At 38.3% G+C, this 16,001-nt stretch carries 18 protein-coding genes; 10 read left to right on the top strand and 8 right to left on the bottom strand.

Annotated features, from left to right (window positions below; all coding sequences use genetic code 11):
• Window positions 1-74: 74 nt before the first annotated feature.
• Entirely contained in the window at window positions 75-641 is a 567-nt protein-coding gene (locus tag ACLCDL_RS09580; protein ID WP_423148067.1) for a Crp/Fnr family transcriptional regulator, read from the bottom strand.
• A 400-nt stretch (window positions 642-1,041) separates the two neighbouring features.
• Between ACLCDL_RS09580 and ACLCDL_RS09575 the strand changes: the two genes are divergently transcribed.
• The 5 genes from ACLCDL_RS09575 (at window position 1,042) to ACLCDL_RS09555 (ending at window position 4,032) form a co-directional block, all read left to right on the top strand.
• On the top strand, window positions 1,042-1,488 hold the full coding sequence (locus tag ACLCDL_RS09575; protein WP_423148066.1) for a DUF1569 domain-containing protein: 447 nt from the start codon (window positions 1,042-1,044) through the stop codon (window positions 1,486-1,488).
• A gap of 98 nt (window positions 1,489-1,586) precedes the next feature.
• The gene (locus ACLCDL_RS09570; protein ID WP_423148065.1) at window positions 1,587-2,150 is read left to right on the top strand and encodes a YdeI/OmpD-associated family protein; all 564 of its coding nucleotides are present in this window, start codon (window positions 1,587-1,589) and stop codon (window positions 2,148-2,150) included.
• Between the two features lie 169 nt (window positions 2,151-2,319).
• Window positions 2,320-2,667, top strand: coding sequence for a TfoX/Sxy family protein (locus ACLCDL_RS09565; protein ID WP_423148064.1), 348 nt, complete (start codon window positions 2,320-2,322; stop codon window positions 2,665-2,667).
• 73 nt (window positions 2,668-2,740) lie between these two features.
• Window positions 2,741-2,989, top strand: coding sequence for a KTSC domain-containing protein (locus ACLCDL_RS09560; RefSeq protein WP_423148063.1), 249 nt, complete (start codon window positions 2,741-2,743; stop codon window positions 2,987-2,989).
• Between the two features lie 2 nt (window positions 2,990-2,991).
• Window positions 2,992-4,032: a 2Fe-2S iron-sulfur cluster-binding protein gene (locus tag ACLCDL_RS09555; protein WP_423148062.1), complete on the top strand. Its 1,041-nt coding sequence runs from the start codon at window positions 2,992-2,994 to the stop codon at window positions 4,030-4,032.
• Window positions 4,033-4,034: 2 nt separating this feature from the next.
• Here the strand turns inward: ACLCDL_RS09555 and ACLCDL_RS09550 are convergent, their stop codons facing one another.
• Both ACLCDL_RS09550 and ACLCDL_RS09545 read right to left on the bottom strand, forming a co-directional pair.
• The gene (locus ACLCDL_RS09550) at window positions 4,035-4,913 is read right to left on the bottom strand and encodes a hypothetical protein (RefSeq protein WP_423148061.1); all 879 of its coding nucleotides are present in this window, start codon (window positions 4,911-4,913) and stop codon (window positions 4,035-4,037) included.
• 88 nt (window positions 4,914-5,001) lie between these two features.
• Window positions 5,002-5,877, bottom strand: coding sequence for a hypothetical protein (locus ACLCDL_RS09545; RefSeq protein ID WP_423148060.1), 876 nt, complete (start codon window positions 5,875-5,877; stop codon window positions 5,002-5,004).
• A gap of 132 nt (window positions 5,878-6,009) precedes the next feature.
• Here ACLCDL_RS09545 and ACLCDL_RS09540 point away from each other — a divergent pair, with 132 nt between their 5' ends.
• From ACLCDL_RS09540 to ACLCDL_RS09525, 4 genes are all read left to right on the top strand, one after another.
• Complete coding sequence (locus ACLCDL_RS09540) at window positions 6,010-6,630, top strand: L-threonylcarbamoyladenylate synthase (RefSeq protein ID WP_423148059.1); 621 nt, start codon at window positions 6,010-6,012, stop codon at window positions 6,628-6,630.
• A gap of 60 nt (window positions 6,631-6,690) precedes the next feature.
• Window positions 6,691-7,884 (top strand): Na+/H+ antiporter NhaA, encoded by a 1,194-nt coding sequence (gene nhaA / locus ACLCDL_RS09535; RefSeq protein WP_423148058.1) that lies wholly within the window; start codon window positions 6,691-6,693, stop codon window positions 7,882-7,884.
• A 105-nt stretch (window positions 7,885-7,989) separates the two neighbouring features.
• On the top strand, window positions 7,990-9,150 hold the full coding sequence (locus ACLCDL_RS09530) for a sugar-transfer associated ATP-grasp domain-containing protein (protein WP_423148057.1): 1,161 nt from the start codon (window positions 7,990-7,992) through the stop codon (window positions 9,148-9,150).
• A 102-nt stretch (window positions 9,151-9,252) separates the two neighbouring features.
• Window positions 9,253-10,437, top strand: coding sequence for a sugar-transfer associated ATP-grasp domain-containing protein (locus ACLCDL_RS09525; protein WP_423148056.1), 1,185 nt, complete (start codon window positions 9,253-9,255; stop codon window positions 10,435-10,437).
• On the opposite strand, the gene trpA is transcribed toward ACLCDL_RS09525, so the two are convergent.
• From trpA to trpD, 4 genes are all read right to left on the bottom strand, one after another.
• Window positions 10,434-11,207, bottom strand: a complete 774-nt coding sequence (trpA, locus tag ACLCDL_RS09520) for a tryptophan synthase subunit alpha (RefSeq protein WP_423148055.1) — start codon at window positions 11,205-11,207, stop codon at window positions 10,434-10,436. The two genes, ACLCDL_RS09525 and trpA, sit on opposite strands and share 4 nt — an antisense overlap.
• A gap of 73 nt (window positions 11,208-11,280) precedes the next feature.
• Window positions 11,281-12,462 carry a tryptophan synthase subunit beta gene (gene trpB, locus ACLCDL_RS09515; RefSeq protein WP_423148054.1) on the bottom strand — a complete coding sequence of 394 codons (1,182 nt, stop codon included), beginning with the start codon at window positions 12,460-12,462 and terminating at the stop codon, window positions 11,281-11,283.
• 3 nt (window positions 12,463-12,465) lie between these two features.
• Window positions 12,466-13,086 carry a phosphoribosylanthranilate isomerase gene (locus tag ACLCDL_RS09510; protein ID WP_423148053.1) on the bottom strand — a complete coding sequence of 207 codons (621 nt, stop codon included), beginning with the start codon at window positions 13,084-13,086 and terminating at the stop codon, window positions 12,466-12,468.
• Complete coding sequence (gene trpD / locus ACLCDL_RS09505; protein WP_423148052.1) at window positions 13,083-14,069, bottom strand: anthranilate phosphoribosyltransferase; 987 nt, start codon at window positions 14,067-14,069, stop codon at window positions 13,083-13,085. The genes ACLCDL_RS09510 and trpD overlap by 4 nt, the downstream gene beginning before the upstream one ends.
• Before the next feature lie 195 nt (window positions 14,070-14,264).
• Between trpD and ACLCDL_RS09500 the strand changes: the two genes are divergently transcribed.
• Window positions 14,265-15,149 carry a YitT family protein gene (locus ACLCDL_RS09500; protein ID WP_423148051.1) on the top strand — a complete coding sequence of 295 codons (885 nt, stop codon included), beginning with the start codon at window positions 14,265-14,267 and terminating at the stop codon, window positions 15,147-15,149.
• 36 nt (window positions 15,150-15,185) lie between these two features.
• Here the strand turns inward: ACLCDL_RS09500 and ACLCDL_RS09495 are convergent, their stop codons facing one another.
• Window positions 15,186-16,001, bottom strand: a complete 816-nt coding sequence (locus tag ACLCDL_RS09495) for an SDR family oxidoreductase (protein WP_423148050.1) — start codon at window positions 15,999-16,001, stop codon at window positions 15,186-15,188.

Genomic DNA, 16,001 nt, shown 5'->3' with positions numbered 1-16,001 from the left:
TATCTGTTTTAAAATTTACGGTAAAGTTTGCACGATAAAAAACGAATGTATTTACCAAATGGTAAAAAGTGATTTTAGCGAATGTTTTTTCTAATTCTGCTAAATGATTGTTGTGTAACTCCCAAGTATGATGCGATGTGAGAAAGAGCAATACGGTTTGTAAGGGTTGGATAATTTTCTAAAAATTCCAAGTAGCGTGTAGTTGCGTTTTGTGAAATTACAGGGCTTTTTCTGGATTTTTGATAAAGGCATTTTTGCACGATTTTGTTTTTAATGTTGTCCCAGCCAGCAATGGTATGCGAAAGTTCGTCCCAATCTTGTTTTGAGAATACAATGAGTTTGCAATCGGTGCTTGCTTGCAAGTATTCTGCCGAAGCTGAATTTGCTTCAAAGTTTACATAATCAACCGCCAAATTATTTTCAGGAATAAAACACCGTGTAATTTCCTCGCCTTTGTTGTTGTAATAGCAACCACGAACAACACCGTTAACCACGAAACCGACTTGTCGTGGAATTTTTCCTGCTTCCGAAAAATAGTCGTCTTTGCGAAGTTCTAGTTCTACCGCCTTACTTTTAATATGGTCAATTTGCTGTTCATTTAAGTTGCCGAACTGTAAAATATGTTCTATCAATTCTTTCATTGTAGCAAAGTTAGCAATCGTTGTCTTTATTCCTTAAACCTGATTGAAGTGGATACCGGCACCAAGCCTAAGGCCTGCAGGCGTATGAACGGAAAGCAGGGCTACAGCACCTACGGAGACCATCTGTTCGTTTTCAAATCTTTGAAAACTTTAAAACATTGAGTCAGGTGATGCTCCACCTTTCAACAGGCTAAAGATTACAGCCGGCAAACTGCTTAACCTGCTTATCGATTTCCCTTGTCGCGATTTACCTTGCACAATGTCGCGTTCACACCTTTCATTGAATTGCTTAATAATTTAAACTTGTGCTTATATTCAGGTGAATGAGAAAATATTATTAAACTCTCTTCCTTATCTATTTCGAAAGCAAAGCAACTCGTAAATAAAGAAATCACTAATTATGAAATCCATATTTGACCCTGGTACGAGAAATGAATTGATAAAGAGAATCAAGACGATCAATAAAGAAAGCACAGCTCAATGGGGTAAAATGAATGTCGGACAGATGCTGGAACATTGCACTCGTTGGGAAGACATGATGCATGGCAGGAAAAAATTCAAGAGAGTTTTTTTGGGTTACCTGTTTGGCAAAATAGCTTTAAGAACTATATTAAAAGATGAATCTCCATTGAGACGAAGCACGCCTACAATTCCTGACTTTGTGGTTAAAGAAACCAGGGACGATATTGAAACCCTGAAAACAAAATGGATTTTGCTGATTGAGGAATACGAAAACTTTTCGAATTCATACCTCATACACCCATTTTTCGGGAGGATAACAAAAGAACAAATCGGATACCTGGTTTATAAACATACGGACCATCATCTTCGGCAATTCAATAGCTAAACATACTGAATCAAACAAAAAACACCCTTACTTCCTGACATAGGGCTGTCATTACCTCCTATTATTTTTGCTTTATTAAATGCAAACAATAATAAAAAATGGAAGTATTTTATCCGGCAAAGCTTATCGAATGGCGAAAGTGGTTAGAGGAAAATCATCGTTCAAAATCCTCTGTGTGGCTTGTTTTTTATACTAAAGCTTCGGGAAAACCTACTATCAGCTGGACTGAGGCTGTGGATATAGCTCTTTGTTTCGGGTGGATAGACAGCAAGAAAATAGCAATAGATAAAGAGAAATCACACCAGTTTTTCAGCAAACGAAAAGCCAGAAGCACCTGGTCAAAAATTAATAAAGAGAAAGTGGGAAAACTTATTGAGTCTGAATTGATGACCGAAGCTGGCTTAAAAGCTATTGAAATTGCGAAAGAAAACGGATCCTGGACAATTTTAGATGAAGTTGAAGAACTAAAGATACCTAAAGACCTGGATAAAGCGTTTAAAGCCAAACCGGGTTCAAAGCTATTTTTCCTAAGTTTGACCAAGTCTGTAAAAAAAGCAATATTGCAATGGGTCGTTCTGGCCAAACGAGCTGAAACACGACAAAAACGCATTGATGAAATAGCCGAACTTGCCAGTCAGAAAAGGAAGCCCAAACAATTTTAACGGAAAGAAGCGTCAGAAAGCTTTCTTAAAAGAAATATCAGGAAGCATCTGGACACAGTTGTACCAGCTCTTTTGTATTTCATGTTGATTATCTTTTTTTTTTGCTGCCCGGAAACGCTTTAAAGAACAGCAAAACATTCGTAGATTACCTTTCCATATTGTTAATTACATGGCATACTACATCCACCTTGAAAACAGAATAAGAGCCTGTCTTGCAAAACTGCCGGAACTAAAAATTGAAGAAAAGAAAATGTTTCGTGGTCTTACTTTTATGGTGAACGATAAAATGTGTGTCGGGGTAAGCGGAGAAAACCTGATGTGCCGGTTTGATCCTGTTTTACAGGGAGAAGTTGCCGGCAAAAGCGGCTTTGAACCGATGATAATGAGAGGAAAAAAACTTAACGGCTACTGTTACGTTAATCCGCAAGGATTGAAATCGGATAAGGACCTGGAATATTGGATTAACTTGTGTTTGGATTTCAATGAAAAGGCAAAATCTTCCAGGAAGAACAAGTAAGTTTTTTCGGTCTGTATTAACCTCTGAAAAACCTATTCCTGCCAGATTGATTATACTATAAAAGCAGTCAGGTATGAAAAGGCTTTCTGAAGAGAATGCGATATACACTCCGGGTTCAGGTACAACGGTAATGATAAATTACTCTTTCAAAAAGAGGATTCTGGAAGTTGAATTTACCGGAGGAAAAACTTATCATTACCTGAATGTAGAACCGGATGTGTGGAAGAGCTATAAATCGGAGGTTGAATCCGGAGAATCTTCCGGTCAATTTGTAAATTTCAGGATTAAGCCTTTTTACGAGTTTGTGTTAATTAATCCCTGATAGTGGAAGAAATACTGGCATTTACCATTACAACTGTTAAAGAAGAAACGGCTGATGCAAAAACGTTTCTTCTTCAGCCACACGATCCTCTGTTCCATTTTGTGCCCGGGCAATTCCTCACCTTTATTATTGAACTGGAAAAGAAAGAATTGCGCCGTTCTTATTCCATTGTTTCTTTACCCGGAGAGCCTTTAAAAATTACGGTTCAGAGGGTAGAAAATGGCGCTATTTCCCGTTATCTGTTGATGCACTGGAAACAGGGGGATGTGGTTAAATCACTTCCTCCCGCCGGCCGGTTTGTCCTGTCTCCGCAAAACGCTTATCCCCGTGATATTTTTTTTCTTGCCGCAGGAAGCGGAATAACCCCGGTTCTGCCTCAGGTAAGGTATTTATTGCAACAAGAGCCCCAGAGTAATATCTTTCTTTTTTACAGCAATAACACCGAAGATAAAATTCTTTTCCTGGAGGAGATTGAACAGTTGCAGGCACGTTATAAGCGGTTTTATGTGTTCAATTTCCTGAGTAATCCGAAGTCGCAGTTTAAAGAACGGCAAAGGCTGAATAACGGTATCCTGGAAAAGCTGATAACAGAAAAACTACAGTTTGAGAGCAAACATGCTGTTTTTATGGTGTGCGGCCCTTTTACTTATATGCGTATGGTTACGCTAACTCTGGTGTACATGAAGTTCGATGAAGAACAAATTAAAACAGAGAACTTTCTTCCCGTCACCATGCGCAGCGATACCAGGCGGACGCCAGACTTCCCTGACCGGGCTATCCGGATAAAATGGAAGGGAAAACAATATACGGTACTTGTAAAAAACGGACAAACCATTCTAAGGGCAGCATTAGCTGCAGGTTTTAATCTTCCTTATAGCTGCGAGGGCGGAATCTGTTCGGCATGCTCGGCTATCTGTACCAGCGGAAAGGTAAAAATGACTATCAATGAAGTATTAACATCAAAAGACCTCAAAAACAACTGGGTTTTAACGTGTACAGGATATCCTGCAGATGAAGCGGTTATTCTGGAATTTCCGGAATAAAATTATTTGCTTGTAATGCTTTGGTAATTCAGCGGAACGTGTTCTCCTTCGCTTAACGTATAAAATCCCTTATCATCCGGACTTATTGCAATAGCTTCTCCCTGAAATTCTACATTGTAGGGGATTACGAGCGGCTCTCTCATCAACGTTTCTTCCAGCTTCTCTCCTTTTCTTCTATCCCAGTAATAAATTTCGCTATAACTTCTTAAAAGAACTTTTAAACCATCTTCCGAGATGCTCGCCGCTGTCAGGTATTTCTGTTTAACTCCTTCGGGGTTCAGGTTTAAAGAACCCGCTTTTTTTAAAAGAACAAGACCATCGTCTTTAAAAGACAGGCTTGCAGAATAAATACCGGCTTGCTTTTCACGCTTTGAAATAATATACAATTGCTTGCTTAAAGGATCAATTAAAACAGCTTCTGCATCGTGCTTGCCGTCAGGGTATCTTAAACGGATTGTTTCAATTCCGCTTAAATCCTGCTCATCTCCAATAACAGGCTCGGGAATACGAAATACCTTTATATTATCCCTCCAGGCGAAATTATCGCCGATGTCTGCGGCATATAAATAAGACTTTCCATCAACAGAACCCGGATCAATTGCCATATCTTCCCAATCAAATGTCCATTTATTCCCTTTAAATACTGCTTTGGTATGACCATTGGTGTCTATAAGGAATAATTTGACTTTCTGGATACCGTCATTGTGTACCCAGATCAAGCCCTTATTTCTTTTTGAAAAAACCATTCCTGAAATTTCGTCAAGCCTGGAATCCTCGACTTTTTGAAAAGGACTGCCTGCTGCTACAGGCAAGTAAAACCAGCTGTAATAACTGGTAATCCCTATTACTAATACTGTTAAAAAATAGAATAAACGACGCATTAAGAGCTTACATTTCCTTCGGTTTTCACGAAACGAAGGACAACGGTAAATATATTAACTTAAACGAGATTTAAGTAGACTTAAGCCATTATTGAGTAGAAATTCTTGTAAAGTTCAGTGCTACATGCTTTCCTTCACTCAGGGTATAAAAGCCATTGCCTTCGGGAATAAATCCGATAGCTTCGCCCTGAATTTCAGAAGCATGTGGTAAAACATCCGGTTCTTCACGTAAAGCTTGTTCTACAGATTGCCCCGTATTTCTCTTCCAGTAGTAAACATAACCGTAGCTTCTTATCAGGATCTGTGAGCCGTCCCTTGAAATATCTGCTCCTGTAACCCAACGCAACACATCTACGCCCTTTAAATTGAGTTTTGCTGCTTTTTTTAACAACACGGTGTCGCCGGCGCCAGCACTTATCGGGGCTGAATACACTCCAACATTTTCTTCCCTTTTTGTAATAATATAAAGCTGCCTGCTGATCGGGTCAATAAACATGGCTTCAGCGTCGTGACTTCCATCCGGATATTTAAGATATATTTTTTCCGTATTCTGCAGTTCCTGTTCATCTCCCGCAGCAGGTTCGGCAAATCGAACTACATTTATAACCGGCCGTTTGGCATCGTTATCACCAATATCACCTACATAAACGTAAGGTTTTCCTTTTTTCCCTTTAACATCTATGGCAATATCTTCCCAGTCCGTTATAATATCTTTACTTCTGAATACAGCATCCGTATTACCCTTTTCATCAATTAAAACAAGTTTCATCCGCTGACGCCCATCGTTATGCACCCAAATTTTATCCTGATTCTGAACAGAAAAAACTAATCCGGAAATTTCTCTTAATCTTCGGTCTTTAACTTTGTGGGAGGAGTTGTTGAACCATAATGCTTTTTCGAACCAGGTATGATAAACAAAAATTACAACTAAAAAACTAAAGATAAAATAATACAGATATCGCATTAAATGGGACTTACAGTAAAACTTGTTATTAGACGAAAATCAAGTTGATTTATTACAAATCAAATCTTTAATTTATTCCCGAAAAAGAAAAAGTAAAAACCATTAAACGATAAATTGTTATTATCTAATACTATGTTAATACGAATTTTCGAAGAAAACCCCCATGAGAAATCCATCAACCAGGTTGTAGATATTCTGAAAAAAGGCGGCATTATTATTTATCCTACCGATACTATTTATGGCTTAGGCTGCGATATTACCAATCAGAAAGCAATAGAAAGAATTTGCCAGATAAGAGGAATTAAACCGGAAAAAGCAAATTTCTCATTTATCTGTCACGATCTGAGCCATATTTCTGATTACATAAAACCCATTGAAAACTCTACATTCAGAGTTTTGAAAAAGGCACTTCCCGGGCCTTTTACTTTTATCTTCGATGCCAATAATAAAGTACCAAAACTTCTAAGTTCTAATAAAAAAACAGTTGGAATCCGTGTACCTGCAAATAACATAGCCAGAGAAATTGTTCTTAAACTTGGCAATCCCATACTCTCCACTTCCATCCGCGACGAGGACGAAATTCTTGAATATTCTACCGATCCGGAACTTATATATGAGAAGTTTAAAGATAAAGTAGATGCTGTAATAGATGGCGGGTACGGTGGTAATGTTGCTTCAACCGTTGTTGACTGTACATCGGAAGAATTTCAGGTTATCCGGCTGGGCAAGGGAGACATCGACCAGTTTTTATAATTATCCGTAAGGTTATCGATTTTGAAATGCTTTAAAACATAAAAGTATTAATTTAGGCGGATGACTGAATCACGCGGAATTAATATCAAAGCTTTCAAAGATTTTTTCAGATCGGAACAGATTGGTGGTTTTATACTGCTTGGCTGCGTAATAATATCCCTTATAATTGCAAACTCTTCCTTCGAAAAAGTATTTCATAGTGTTTTAAGTGAGCAGATTGGTTTTGAAAGTTCGGCTGTTCAATTAAAATATTCTGTAGAACAATGGATAAACGATGGCTTAATGGCCATTTTTTTTCTGTTGGTTGGGCTGGAAATTAAAAGAGAAATACTGGAAGGTGAACTTTCTTCGCCTAAAAAAGCAGCAATGCCCATTTTTGCAGCTTTAGGCGGAATGCTTGTTCCGGCAATTGTCTATTCTCTGTTCAACTTAAAAACGGAAACTGGCCACGGTTGGGGAATCCCCATGGCGACGGATATTGCTTTTGCGCTTGCTATTATTTCATTGTTAGGCAACCGGGTTCCCGGATCGTTGAAAGTGTTTTTAGCTGCTTTAGCCATAGCGGATGATTTGGGCGCAATTCTTGTCATCGCTATTTTTTATACTAAAGAATTACATACAAATTATTTATTCTACTCAGCAGGAATTTTACTTATACTAGCCCTGTTAAATTATTTTAAGGTAAAAAATCTTTTATTGTATCTCATCCCGGGACTGTTCCTCTGGTATTTCGTTCACCATTCCGGTATACATGCTACCATTGCCGGAGTTTTGTTAGCCTTATTTATTCCAACCAATCCCGTTAAAGAAATTTCACCCTTAGAGAAGCTGGAGCACATAATCTCGAATCCTGTAAACTTTTTCATTATGCCGCTTTTCGCCCTGGCAAATACAAACATCCCCTTTGAAAGCGGAATGATAGAGGGATTAAGCAGTAATTTAGGATTGGGAATAATTTTAGGATTGTTTTTAGGAAAACCCATTGGAGTTACGCTGTTCTCCTGGTTATCGGTAAAATTAAGGTTAAGTTCTTTGCCTTCACAAGCAGGCTGGCTTCATATTATCGGTTTGGGCATGTTAGCCGGAATCGGTTTCACCATGTCGATTTTTATTTCACTGCTTTCTTTTACAGACGCCACCCATCAAACAGAAGCAAAATTCGCAATTTTAACTGCTTCTATCCTTTCGGGCATTTCAGGCTATATTTTTCTGAATCTATTGAATAAAAGAAGACAGGAAAAAGAGTTGAAATAGTTTTCCCGCCGTAATTATACTCGGCGAGTAAGAAAATATTTTCCTTGCTTTTTTATAAACTTAATTATAAAAGGTTTGTTATAAGCACTCTACCAATTATAGCCAATGAATGTTAACAAACTGAGGCAAAAAAATCTTCTCTTATTCGAAGACCTGATTTTTACTGTTAAATGTTCTCTCGGAAGATTTACAAGCTTGATTTCCTTTATCAGGAATCAAAAGACTTATGTCGCTGCAAAAAGTTATTTTCCTGAACAGGAATTAAAAAGCAAGAGGAGAATTTTTTACGAGCAATTTCTCCATATTCTTAAACATGGAGAAACAAATGAATATTATTTTTTATTTGGAAGAGATCGTAAAGATACGCCGAGGAGCAGATACCTCTCCAGGCAGAAATTCATTCATTTAAGAGATAAAGTTAACCTTATACCACCCAAAAGCGAGAACGAATATAAAATCTACAATTTTGTTTGCCTTTTACAGGACAAATTTACTTTCGGAGCTTTTTGCAGGGGAAATGGAGTAAAAACACCTGTAAACATAGCTATTATTGAGAACGGATTGCTAAACTTATTTGAAAAAAAAGCAATAGTACCTTTAGAAGAATTAGAAAATTTAAATATAGATACATTTTGCAAACTTGTTACGGGGGACCAGGGGAAAGGCCTTTTTCATCTTAAAATAAGCGAAAAAACTATTTTTATGGACGGGAAGCCTGTTACAATCCAAGAGTTAAGACAAGTCCTTGGTCAGGACAAATGGATAGTACAAGAAAAAATAGCTGATCAACACGAAGAAATAAATAAGCTTTATCAGCATTCAATAAATACCATACGAATTATGACCGTTAATACCGGTTCTTCTGTTGAAGTGTTAGGAGCTGTATTAAGAATGGGAACAGACGGAAGAAAGATAGATAACTGGAGCGCAGGAGGAATAATTGTTGCAATAGATTTCGAAAAGAGTGAACTAACAAAATGGGGCTACTATAAGCCCGGATACGGAACCAAAGTGGATGCGCATCCAGACACGAAGGTTAAATTTGAACAGTTTAAAATTCCCTTTATAGAAGAAGTGGTTAAGGAGGTAAAATATTTACATAGTTTATTATATGGAATACATTCAATAGGTTGGGACGTTGCAATTACGAAAGACGGACCACTTTTTATTGAAGGAAATGACAACTGGGGAGTTACCATATTCCAGCTTATTCACGGAGAAAGTAAACAAGCATTTCAAAAATACTTAAAAATTAAATCAGCCTGAATAGTTAAAAATTATAAAGTAATTTTTTTACCTGAAAGCAAACCGGGCGTACTTTTTTTTCGTAAGCCTATTTAATACCTCATTCTACAGGTATAACTGCTTATGAGATGGAACAACGAAAGAATAAAAAAAATCAATGCGCACCTTTTTGAGAATTCGCTGCATTTAATAAACACAAATACAGGAAGAGTTCTTAACTTATACAAACTCTTAAGGAACCCTAATCGCTATATTTCGCGAAAATCTTATTTTCCGGAGGATCCTTTAAAAAGCAAAAGAAGAATATTGTTTGACAATGTTATTCATATTTTAAAATATGGAGAGTTAAATAAATACTATTTCTTATTCGGGTTAGACCGTAAAGAAAAAAATGATTTAAACCAATATGTATCCCACAAAACATTAGTCCACTTCAGAAACAAAAGAAATCTTTTTCCCCAGAATCAGCAGTTGCACTATAATTTTATTTGTATTTTAAGAGACAAGCTGATTTTCGGAGCCTTTTTTAAAGGGCTGAATATCCCCACTCCCGAAAACATTGCAACAACCGACGGTAAAACATTTCATCTGCTTCTTACAAAAGAAATACTGCCATTTGAAAGAATAACCGATTTTGACATAGATGCCTTTTGTAAAGTATTAACCGGTGAACAGGGTAAAGGAACATTTCATCTGGAGATAAGAAATAAAAACATTTATTCCAATGGTGAACTGATATCGCTAAACCAGTTAAAGCACCGGTTGGTTGGAGAAGAATGGCTTATTCAAAAGTGTATTGACAACCAGCATGAACAACTTCGCAAACTTTATCCGCACTCTATCAATACCATACGTCTTATGACGGCAAATAGTGGAAACTCAATAGAAATTTTAGGCGCTGTGTTACGGATGGGCTTAAACGGGAACCGGGTTGATAACGGCAGTGCAGGCGGAATAACTGTCGGCATTGATATTTCAACAGGAGAATTAACCCGCTGGGGATACTTCAAACCGGGTTTTGGTACGAAAGAAGAAAAACATCCGGACACAGGAATTTTGTTTAAAGGCTTTAAACTTCCGTATTTTCAGGAAGCAATAAACCAGGCAATATATGCTCATCGGCTTTTAAAGGGAATTTACTCCATAGGTTGGGACATTGCTATAACAACCAAGGGACCCGTTTTCGTTGAGGGAAATGACAACTGGGAAGTGGGCCTTTACCAACTTGTTAATGGTGGTGTAAAAGACTCTTTTAAAAGGATTTTTAAAAATATTCCGGTAAAAAGTAACCGGAATAATATTACTTAAACTCCTTTAATTGAACGGATAAATGCAGGAACCTTCTCCAGATAATTGGCTTCGTTAAGTATTTTAACAAAAGCACTGCCCACAATAGCACCGCGGGTATATTCTGCCGCCTTACTAAAACTTTTGTTATCCGAAATCCCAAACCCAATCATTGTTGGATTCTTTAGATTCATATTTTTAATACGGGCAAAATAGCTTTCGACGTTTTCAGACACAGCTAAATTCTTACCCGTTGTTGCAGATGACGAAAGCAAATAAATAAATCCGTTTGTAAGTTCATCAATTTTGCGGATACGATCTTCTGAAGTTTGAGGAGTAACCAAGAATACATTACTTAAATTATGCCCTTCAAAACATCCCTGGTACAGTTCTTCGTATTCATACATCGGAAGGTCGGGAACAATAACGCCATCTACTCCACAGTCGGCACACGAATTACAAAATTTTTCTACACCGTATTGTAAAACCGGATTAACATAACCCATCAGAAGAACGGGGAGATTAACACGTTTTCTTAAATCCTTTAACTGTTCGAAAAGGATTTCCAAAGTCATTCCGTTTTCCAGTGCTTTTTGTGAACTGTTTTGAATTACAGGCCCATCAGCTACCGGATCAGAATAAGGAAAGCCTATTTCAAGAAAGTCTGCTCCTGCCTTTTCCAGAGCCTTGGCTATATCCAACGTACTATTTAAATCCGGATACCCGGCTGTAAAATAGATAGAAAGAATGGATTCCTGTTTTGTATCAAAAAGTTTTTTTAATCTGTTCATGTATATAGATTATGATTTGAGATATAAGAATATGAGATAGGAGGCAACTCTTATTTCAGTTTATCCCGTATGGTTATAATTCAAAATAGTTCATGTAGGTAGCTAAATCCTTATCTCCCCTGCCCGAAAGACAAACTACTACTTTTTCATCTCCTTTAAAGTGCATTTTCTCCAGGTAAGCAAGTGCATGCGAGCTTTCTATAGCCGGAATAATCCCTTCCATTTGTGCCAGTAATAATCCTGCTTTCATGGCTTCATCATCCGTTATACTAACATAAAGTCCTCTTTTTGAAGTATGGAGATGAGCATGCTGCGGGCCTATTCCGGGATAATCCAGGCCGGCGGAAATAGAATAAGGTTCCACCACCTGCCCGTCCGAAGTTTGCATCAATATGGAGCGGCTTCCATGCAGAACCCCTTCTTTCCCCAAGGCGGTAGTAGCTGCAGACTCTCCTGAATCAACCCCTTTTCCAGCTGCCTCAACAGCAATTAACTTAACCTGCTCATCATTCAGAAAATGATAAAACATTCCTGCTGCATTACTGCCTCCTCCTACACAGGCAAGTACATAATCCGGAAGTTCTGACCCTGTTTTTTCTTTTAGCTGAATCTTGGTTTCTTTGGATATAATGGATTGAAAACGTGCAACCATATCCGGATAAGGATGCGGGCCTACAACGGAACCAATAATGTAGTGTGTATCAACAGGATTGTTAATCCAGTCACGCATGGCTTCATTGGTAGCATCTTTTAACGTTTTACTGCCCGATGTCGCCGGAACTACTTTTGCTCCCATCATTTTCATTCGTGCTACGTTTGGCGCCTGACGCTCGATATCAACTTCACCCATGTACACAATACACTCCAGACCTTTTAGAGCGCACACTGTGGCCGTGGCCACCCCATGCTGCCCTGCCCCTGTTTCGGCAATTATCCGTTTTTTTCCTAAACGTTCGGCTAAAAGAATTTGGCCAATCGTGTTGTTTATTTTATGTGCACCTGTATGATTAAGATCTTCTCTTTTCAGGTAAATATGAGCGCCGTATTTTTCTGATAATCTTTTTGCAAGATACAATGGAGAAGGCCGGCCAACGTAATCTCGAAGAAGCATCTGAAATTCCTCTTGAAAACCCGGATCTTTCATTATTTCCAGGTATTTTTGACGCAGCTCTTCTACATTGGGGTAAAGCATTTCAGGAATGTATGCCCCTCCAAAACTTCCGTAATATCCTTTTTCGTTTACGTGATACTCCATTTTTTATCCTTTTATTAGTTTAAAAGCCTGTTCAAGCTTGTTTATATCTTTTACTGCGGGTTCTGTTTCAAAAGCACTGTTGAGATCAACCGCGTATATTCTTTCATCATTTAAACCTTTTACCTCCGCTAAGTTCTGCAGGCTTAAACCTCCGCTCAAAAAGTATGCTTTACCAAGCTTATAGTTATTCAAAACTTCCCAGTTAAATACCTTTCCTGAACCGCCATAGGCGGAAGTTTTGGTATCAAAAAGAAAGTAATCTGTAAAAAGCTCGTACTGATTAAGCACTTCAAAATCAAATGCCTCGTCTATTCCAAAAGCTTTAATAACTTCTACGTTCTGCTCCTTTAATTTTTGACAGAATGCAGGAGATTCATCTCCGTGTAATTGCACTGCCTGTAAACGGTATCTTTTTATTTTATCAAGAATCTCATCCAAAGCTGCATTTACAAAAACTCCTGTTTTTTTTATTTTAGTCGGAATTTCTTGTAAAAAGCCCGGATCTGTTTCCTGAACGAACCGCTTACTTTTGGGATAAAAAATAAAACCAATATAATCCGGTTGCAGGGAGGTTAACTCACGGATATTATTAACTTCCCGCATCCCGCAAACTTTAATCTTCATCTTACGAGCTTCTTAAAACTTTGCAATGCTTTTTTTGACATAAGGGCCTCCTCTGCTTCATAATAGCAATCAGCAAAAGATTTTTCAGGATGAATAGTTTGTATTCCTAAAGCCGCGTTGCTTAAAACGACATTGGTTTGTTCCGTGCTGGCTTCTGTATTCAGGACCTTCATGAAAATTTCAGCAGATTCTTGTACAGAATGTCCGCCTTTTATAGTTAACGGATCAATAGGTTCAAACCCAAGATCAGATAAATGCCTGATCTGTTCTCCCGCATTTGTATAAGTTTTAAAATCGCAGGTTAATGATAGTTCGTCGTATCCTTCCAGCGCATGTAATATCATGTATTTTTTATCTGATTTCTGGTACAGATACGCGTAAAGACGGGCTAATTCCAGGCTAAAAACGCCTACCATCTGGTATTTCGGCTGCGCCGGATTAACCATCGGGCCCAGCATATTAAAGAAAGTTTTAACTGCAAGCTCTTTTCTGATGGGAGCTACAGTTTTCATTGCCGGATGAAAAAGCGGAGCATGAAGAAAACATATTCCAGCTTCATCCAACCCGCGGAGCAGCTCATCATTACTGTTTGTGAACCGGTAACCCAAAAACTCCATAACATTAGAGGAACCGCAACCGGAGGAAACCCCATAGTTTCCATGTTTTGCCACTTTATAACCTGCGCCCGCCATTACAAAAGAAGCAAGGGTTGAAATATTAAAAGTGTCTTTGCCATCGCCTCCTGTGCCGCACAAATCAATTAATTGGTATCCCTCCAGATTCGCCGGCACACATAATTCGAGCATAGCATCACGAAACCCTTCAAGTTCATCAATCGTTATACTGCGCATGCAATAAACCACCATAAAAGCAGCCATTTGCGATGCATTGTACTTGCCAAGAGCAATGTTTGTAAAAATCTCTTTTGCTTCAGTTTTACTGAATGTTTTATACTCAAATAAATGATTTAATATTTGCTTCATTGTAAACAATAAAAAAGGGTTGCATTTCGGCAACCCTGTAATTTTTTATATAAATTTTACTATATACGATGGGTATGCCACTACGAATTTTCGCAATGCCACCACCAGCTTTTATATAGTTTGTTAATTCTCATATTTACAGCAAATATGAATAATCTTTTTTTTACCTGCAAACCTTTTGGCTACTTTTAAATCGTGAAAAATAAAACTATCAGAAGATACAAAAGATTAAAAGTTCAATTTTCAAACTGGGGATTAATTTTAACGGGTGTGCTCCTGGCATCTTTCGGCCTTAAGGGCTTTCTTGTCCCTAATGGATTTATTGATGGAGGAATAACAGGAGTATCGCTGCTGATGAATAATATAACACATACGCCTGTTTCTATCTGGCTGATAATTTTCAATGTTCCTTTTATCATTCTGGGTTCAAAGCATATTGGCCGTGTCTTCGCAATTACAACACTGATTGCAATACTTTTACTTGCTTTGGTCATTTTCTTTGTCGACTTCCCCGTAATAACCAATGATAAGTTACTGATAGCTATATTCGGCGGTTTCTTTCTGGGAGCAGGAATAGGTATGGCAATGCGTGGGGGCTGCGTTTTAGATGGAACTGAGATTCTCGCTGTTTATATAAACCGCCGAAGTGTATTAACCATTGGGGATATTATACTGATTATAAATGTGCTGATCTTTTTGTTTGCAGCTTACTTTTTAAGTCTTGAAAGCGCCCTGTATTCCACGCTTACCTATCTTTCGGCCTCAAAAACAATCGATTTTATAATTCAGGGAATTGAAGAGTACACCGGAGTAACCATCATTTCTCCAAAAAGCAACGAAATTCGCGAAGCAATTATTTCAAAACTGGGCAGAGGAGTTACTATCTATAAAGGAGAACGGGGATTTGGCAGTACGGGACACAGAAACAACGATATCAATATTATTTTCACAGTTGTTACCCGGCTGGAAGTAGCGAAACTAAAGCAGGAGGTAGAACTGATTGATCGCAAAGCTTTCATGTTTATGAATGTAATCAGCGAAACCCGTGGTGGAATTATAAAACGAAGGCCGCTGCACTAAATACCCATAACGAAAATCCTTACTGTCTTTAAACTATTATTTTATCAGCGGATCTTTCTCTTTCGCAAAAAGCTCGTACACCTTTTTATCTACCCATGCAGGGATCAGTTTATTCATTAAAACTGCCAGTTTTCCCTGATTGGTCATAATTAAAGTTCTTTTCCGCTTCGCAACGCCCTCCGCTATTATCTCTGCAACTTCCTCCGAAGTCATCATCTTGCCTTCGTCCATACTGCTTTCACCCTGCTGTGAGCCATCTTTGGCAAGCGCTGTATTGCGAATATTTGAAGCCGTGAAACCGGGAGCAGCTATCAGCACATGCAAACCTGTTTTTAAATTCTCGACTCGCAAAGCTTCCAGAAAACCATTCAGAGCAAATTTAGAGGCAGAGTATCCCGTGCGTCCCGGCAATCCACGGTATCCTGCGATAGAGGATACTCCCACAACAGAACCCTTATTTTTTATAAGTTCCGGAAGCGCATATTTAGTGCAATAAACCGCGCCCCAGAAATTGATATCCATCAGATTTTTAAGAACAATCAGGTCCAGATCCCTGAATAAGGCCCGCATACTGATACCTGCATTGTTAATAAGGACATCAATCCGTTTAAAAGACAACATTGCCTGATGAATTAACTGTTCGCAATCCTCCTCTTTAGAAACATCACATTGTACAGCAACAGCTCTGACATTGAACCGCTTTTCCATATCTTGGGCAATTTCACACAAGGTAACATACTGTCTTGCGGCTAAAACAAGGTTTGCACCCAGCCTTGAAAACATTTCGGCACAGGCCTTTCCTATTCCGGATGAGGCACCGGTTATAATTACTGTTTTATTTCTAAGATCCAT

This window comes from Rubrilithobacter danxiaensis (genome assembly GCF_047272945.1).
In the GTDB taxonomy this organism is placed as follows: Bacteria; Bacteroidota; Bacteroidia; order Sphingobacteriales; family Sphingobacteriaceae; genus Rubrolithibacter; species Rubrolithibacter danxiaensis.
The sequence above is the reverse complement of the archived record's forward strand: the minus strand, read 5'-3'. Positions and strand labels throughout refer to the sequence as shown.

Coding starts and splice junctions, on each gene's coding strand:
- ACLCDL_RS09580 (WP_423148067.1), bottom strand. CDS start 641: ATGAAAGAATTGATAGAACATATTTTACAGTTCGGCAACTTAAATGAA.
- ACLCDL_RS09575 (WP_423148066.1), top strand. CDS start 1,042: ATGAAATCCATATTTGACCCTGGTACGAGAAATGAATTGATAAAGAGA.
- ACLCDL_RS09570 (WP_423148065.1), top strand. CDS start 1,587: ATGGAAGTATTTTATCCGGCAAAGCTTATCGAATGGCGAAAGTGGTTA.
- ACLCDL_RS09565 (WP_423148064.1), top strand. CDS start 2,320: ATGGCATACTACATCCACCTTGAAAACAGAATAAGAGCCTGTCTTGCA.
- ACLCDL_RS09560 (WP_423148063.1), top strand. CDS start 2,741: ATGAAAAGGCTTTCTGAAGAGAATGCGATATACACTCCGGGTTCAGGT.
- ACLCDL_RS09550 (WP_423148061.1), bottom strand. CDS start 4,913: ATGCGTCGTTTATTCTATTTTTTAACAGTATTAGTAATAGGGATTACC.
- ACLCDL_RS09545 (WP_423148060.1), bottom strand. CDS start 5,877: ATGCGATATCTGTATTATTTTATCTTTAGTTTTTTAGTTGTAATTTTT.
- ACLCDL_RS09540 (WP_423148059.1), top strand. CDS start 6,010: ATGTTAATACGAATTTTCGAAGAAAACCCCCATGAGAAATCCATCAAC.
- nhaA (WP_423148058.1), top strand. CDS start 6,691: ATGACTGAATCACGCGGAATTAATATCAAAGCTTTCAAAGATTTTTTC.
- ACLCDL_RS09530 (WP_423148057.1), top strand. CDS start 7,990: ATGAATGTTAACAAACTGAGGCAAAAAAATCTTCTCTTATTCGAAGAC.
- ACLCDL_RS09525 (WP_423148056.1), top strand. CDS start 9,253: ATGAGATGGAACAACGAAAGAATAAAAAAAATCAATGCGCACCTTTTT.
- trpA (WP_423148055.1), bottom strand. CDS start 11,207: ATGAACAGATTAAAAAAACTTTTTGATACAAAACAGGAATCCATTCTT.
- trpB (WP_423148054.1), bottom strand. CDS start 12,462: ATGGAGTATCACGTAAACGAAAAAGGATATTACGGAAGTTTTGGAGGG.
- ACLCDL_RS09510 (WP_423148053.1), bottom strand. CDS start 13,086: ATGAAGATTAAAGTTTGCGGGATGCGGGAAGTTAATAATATCCGTGAG.
- trpD (WP_423148052.1), bottom strand. CDS start 14,069: ATGAAGCAAATATTAAATCATTTATTTGAGTATAAAACATTCAGTAAA.
- ACLCDL_RS09495 (WP_423148050.1), bottom strand. CDS start 16,001: ATGGATCTTAGAAATAAAACAGTAATTATAACCGGTGCCTCATCCGGA.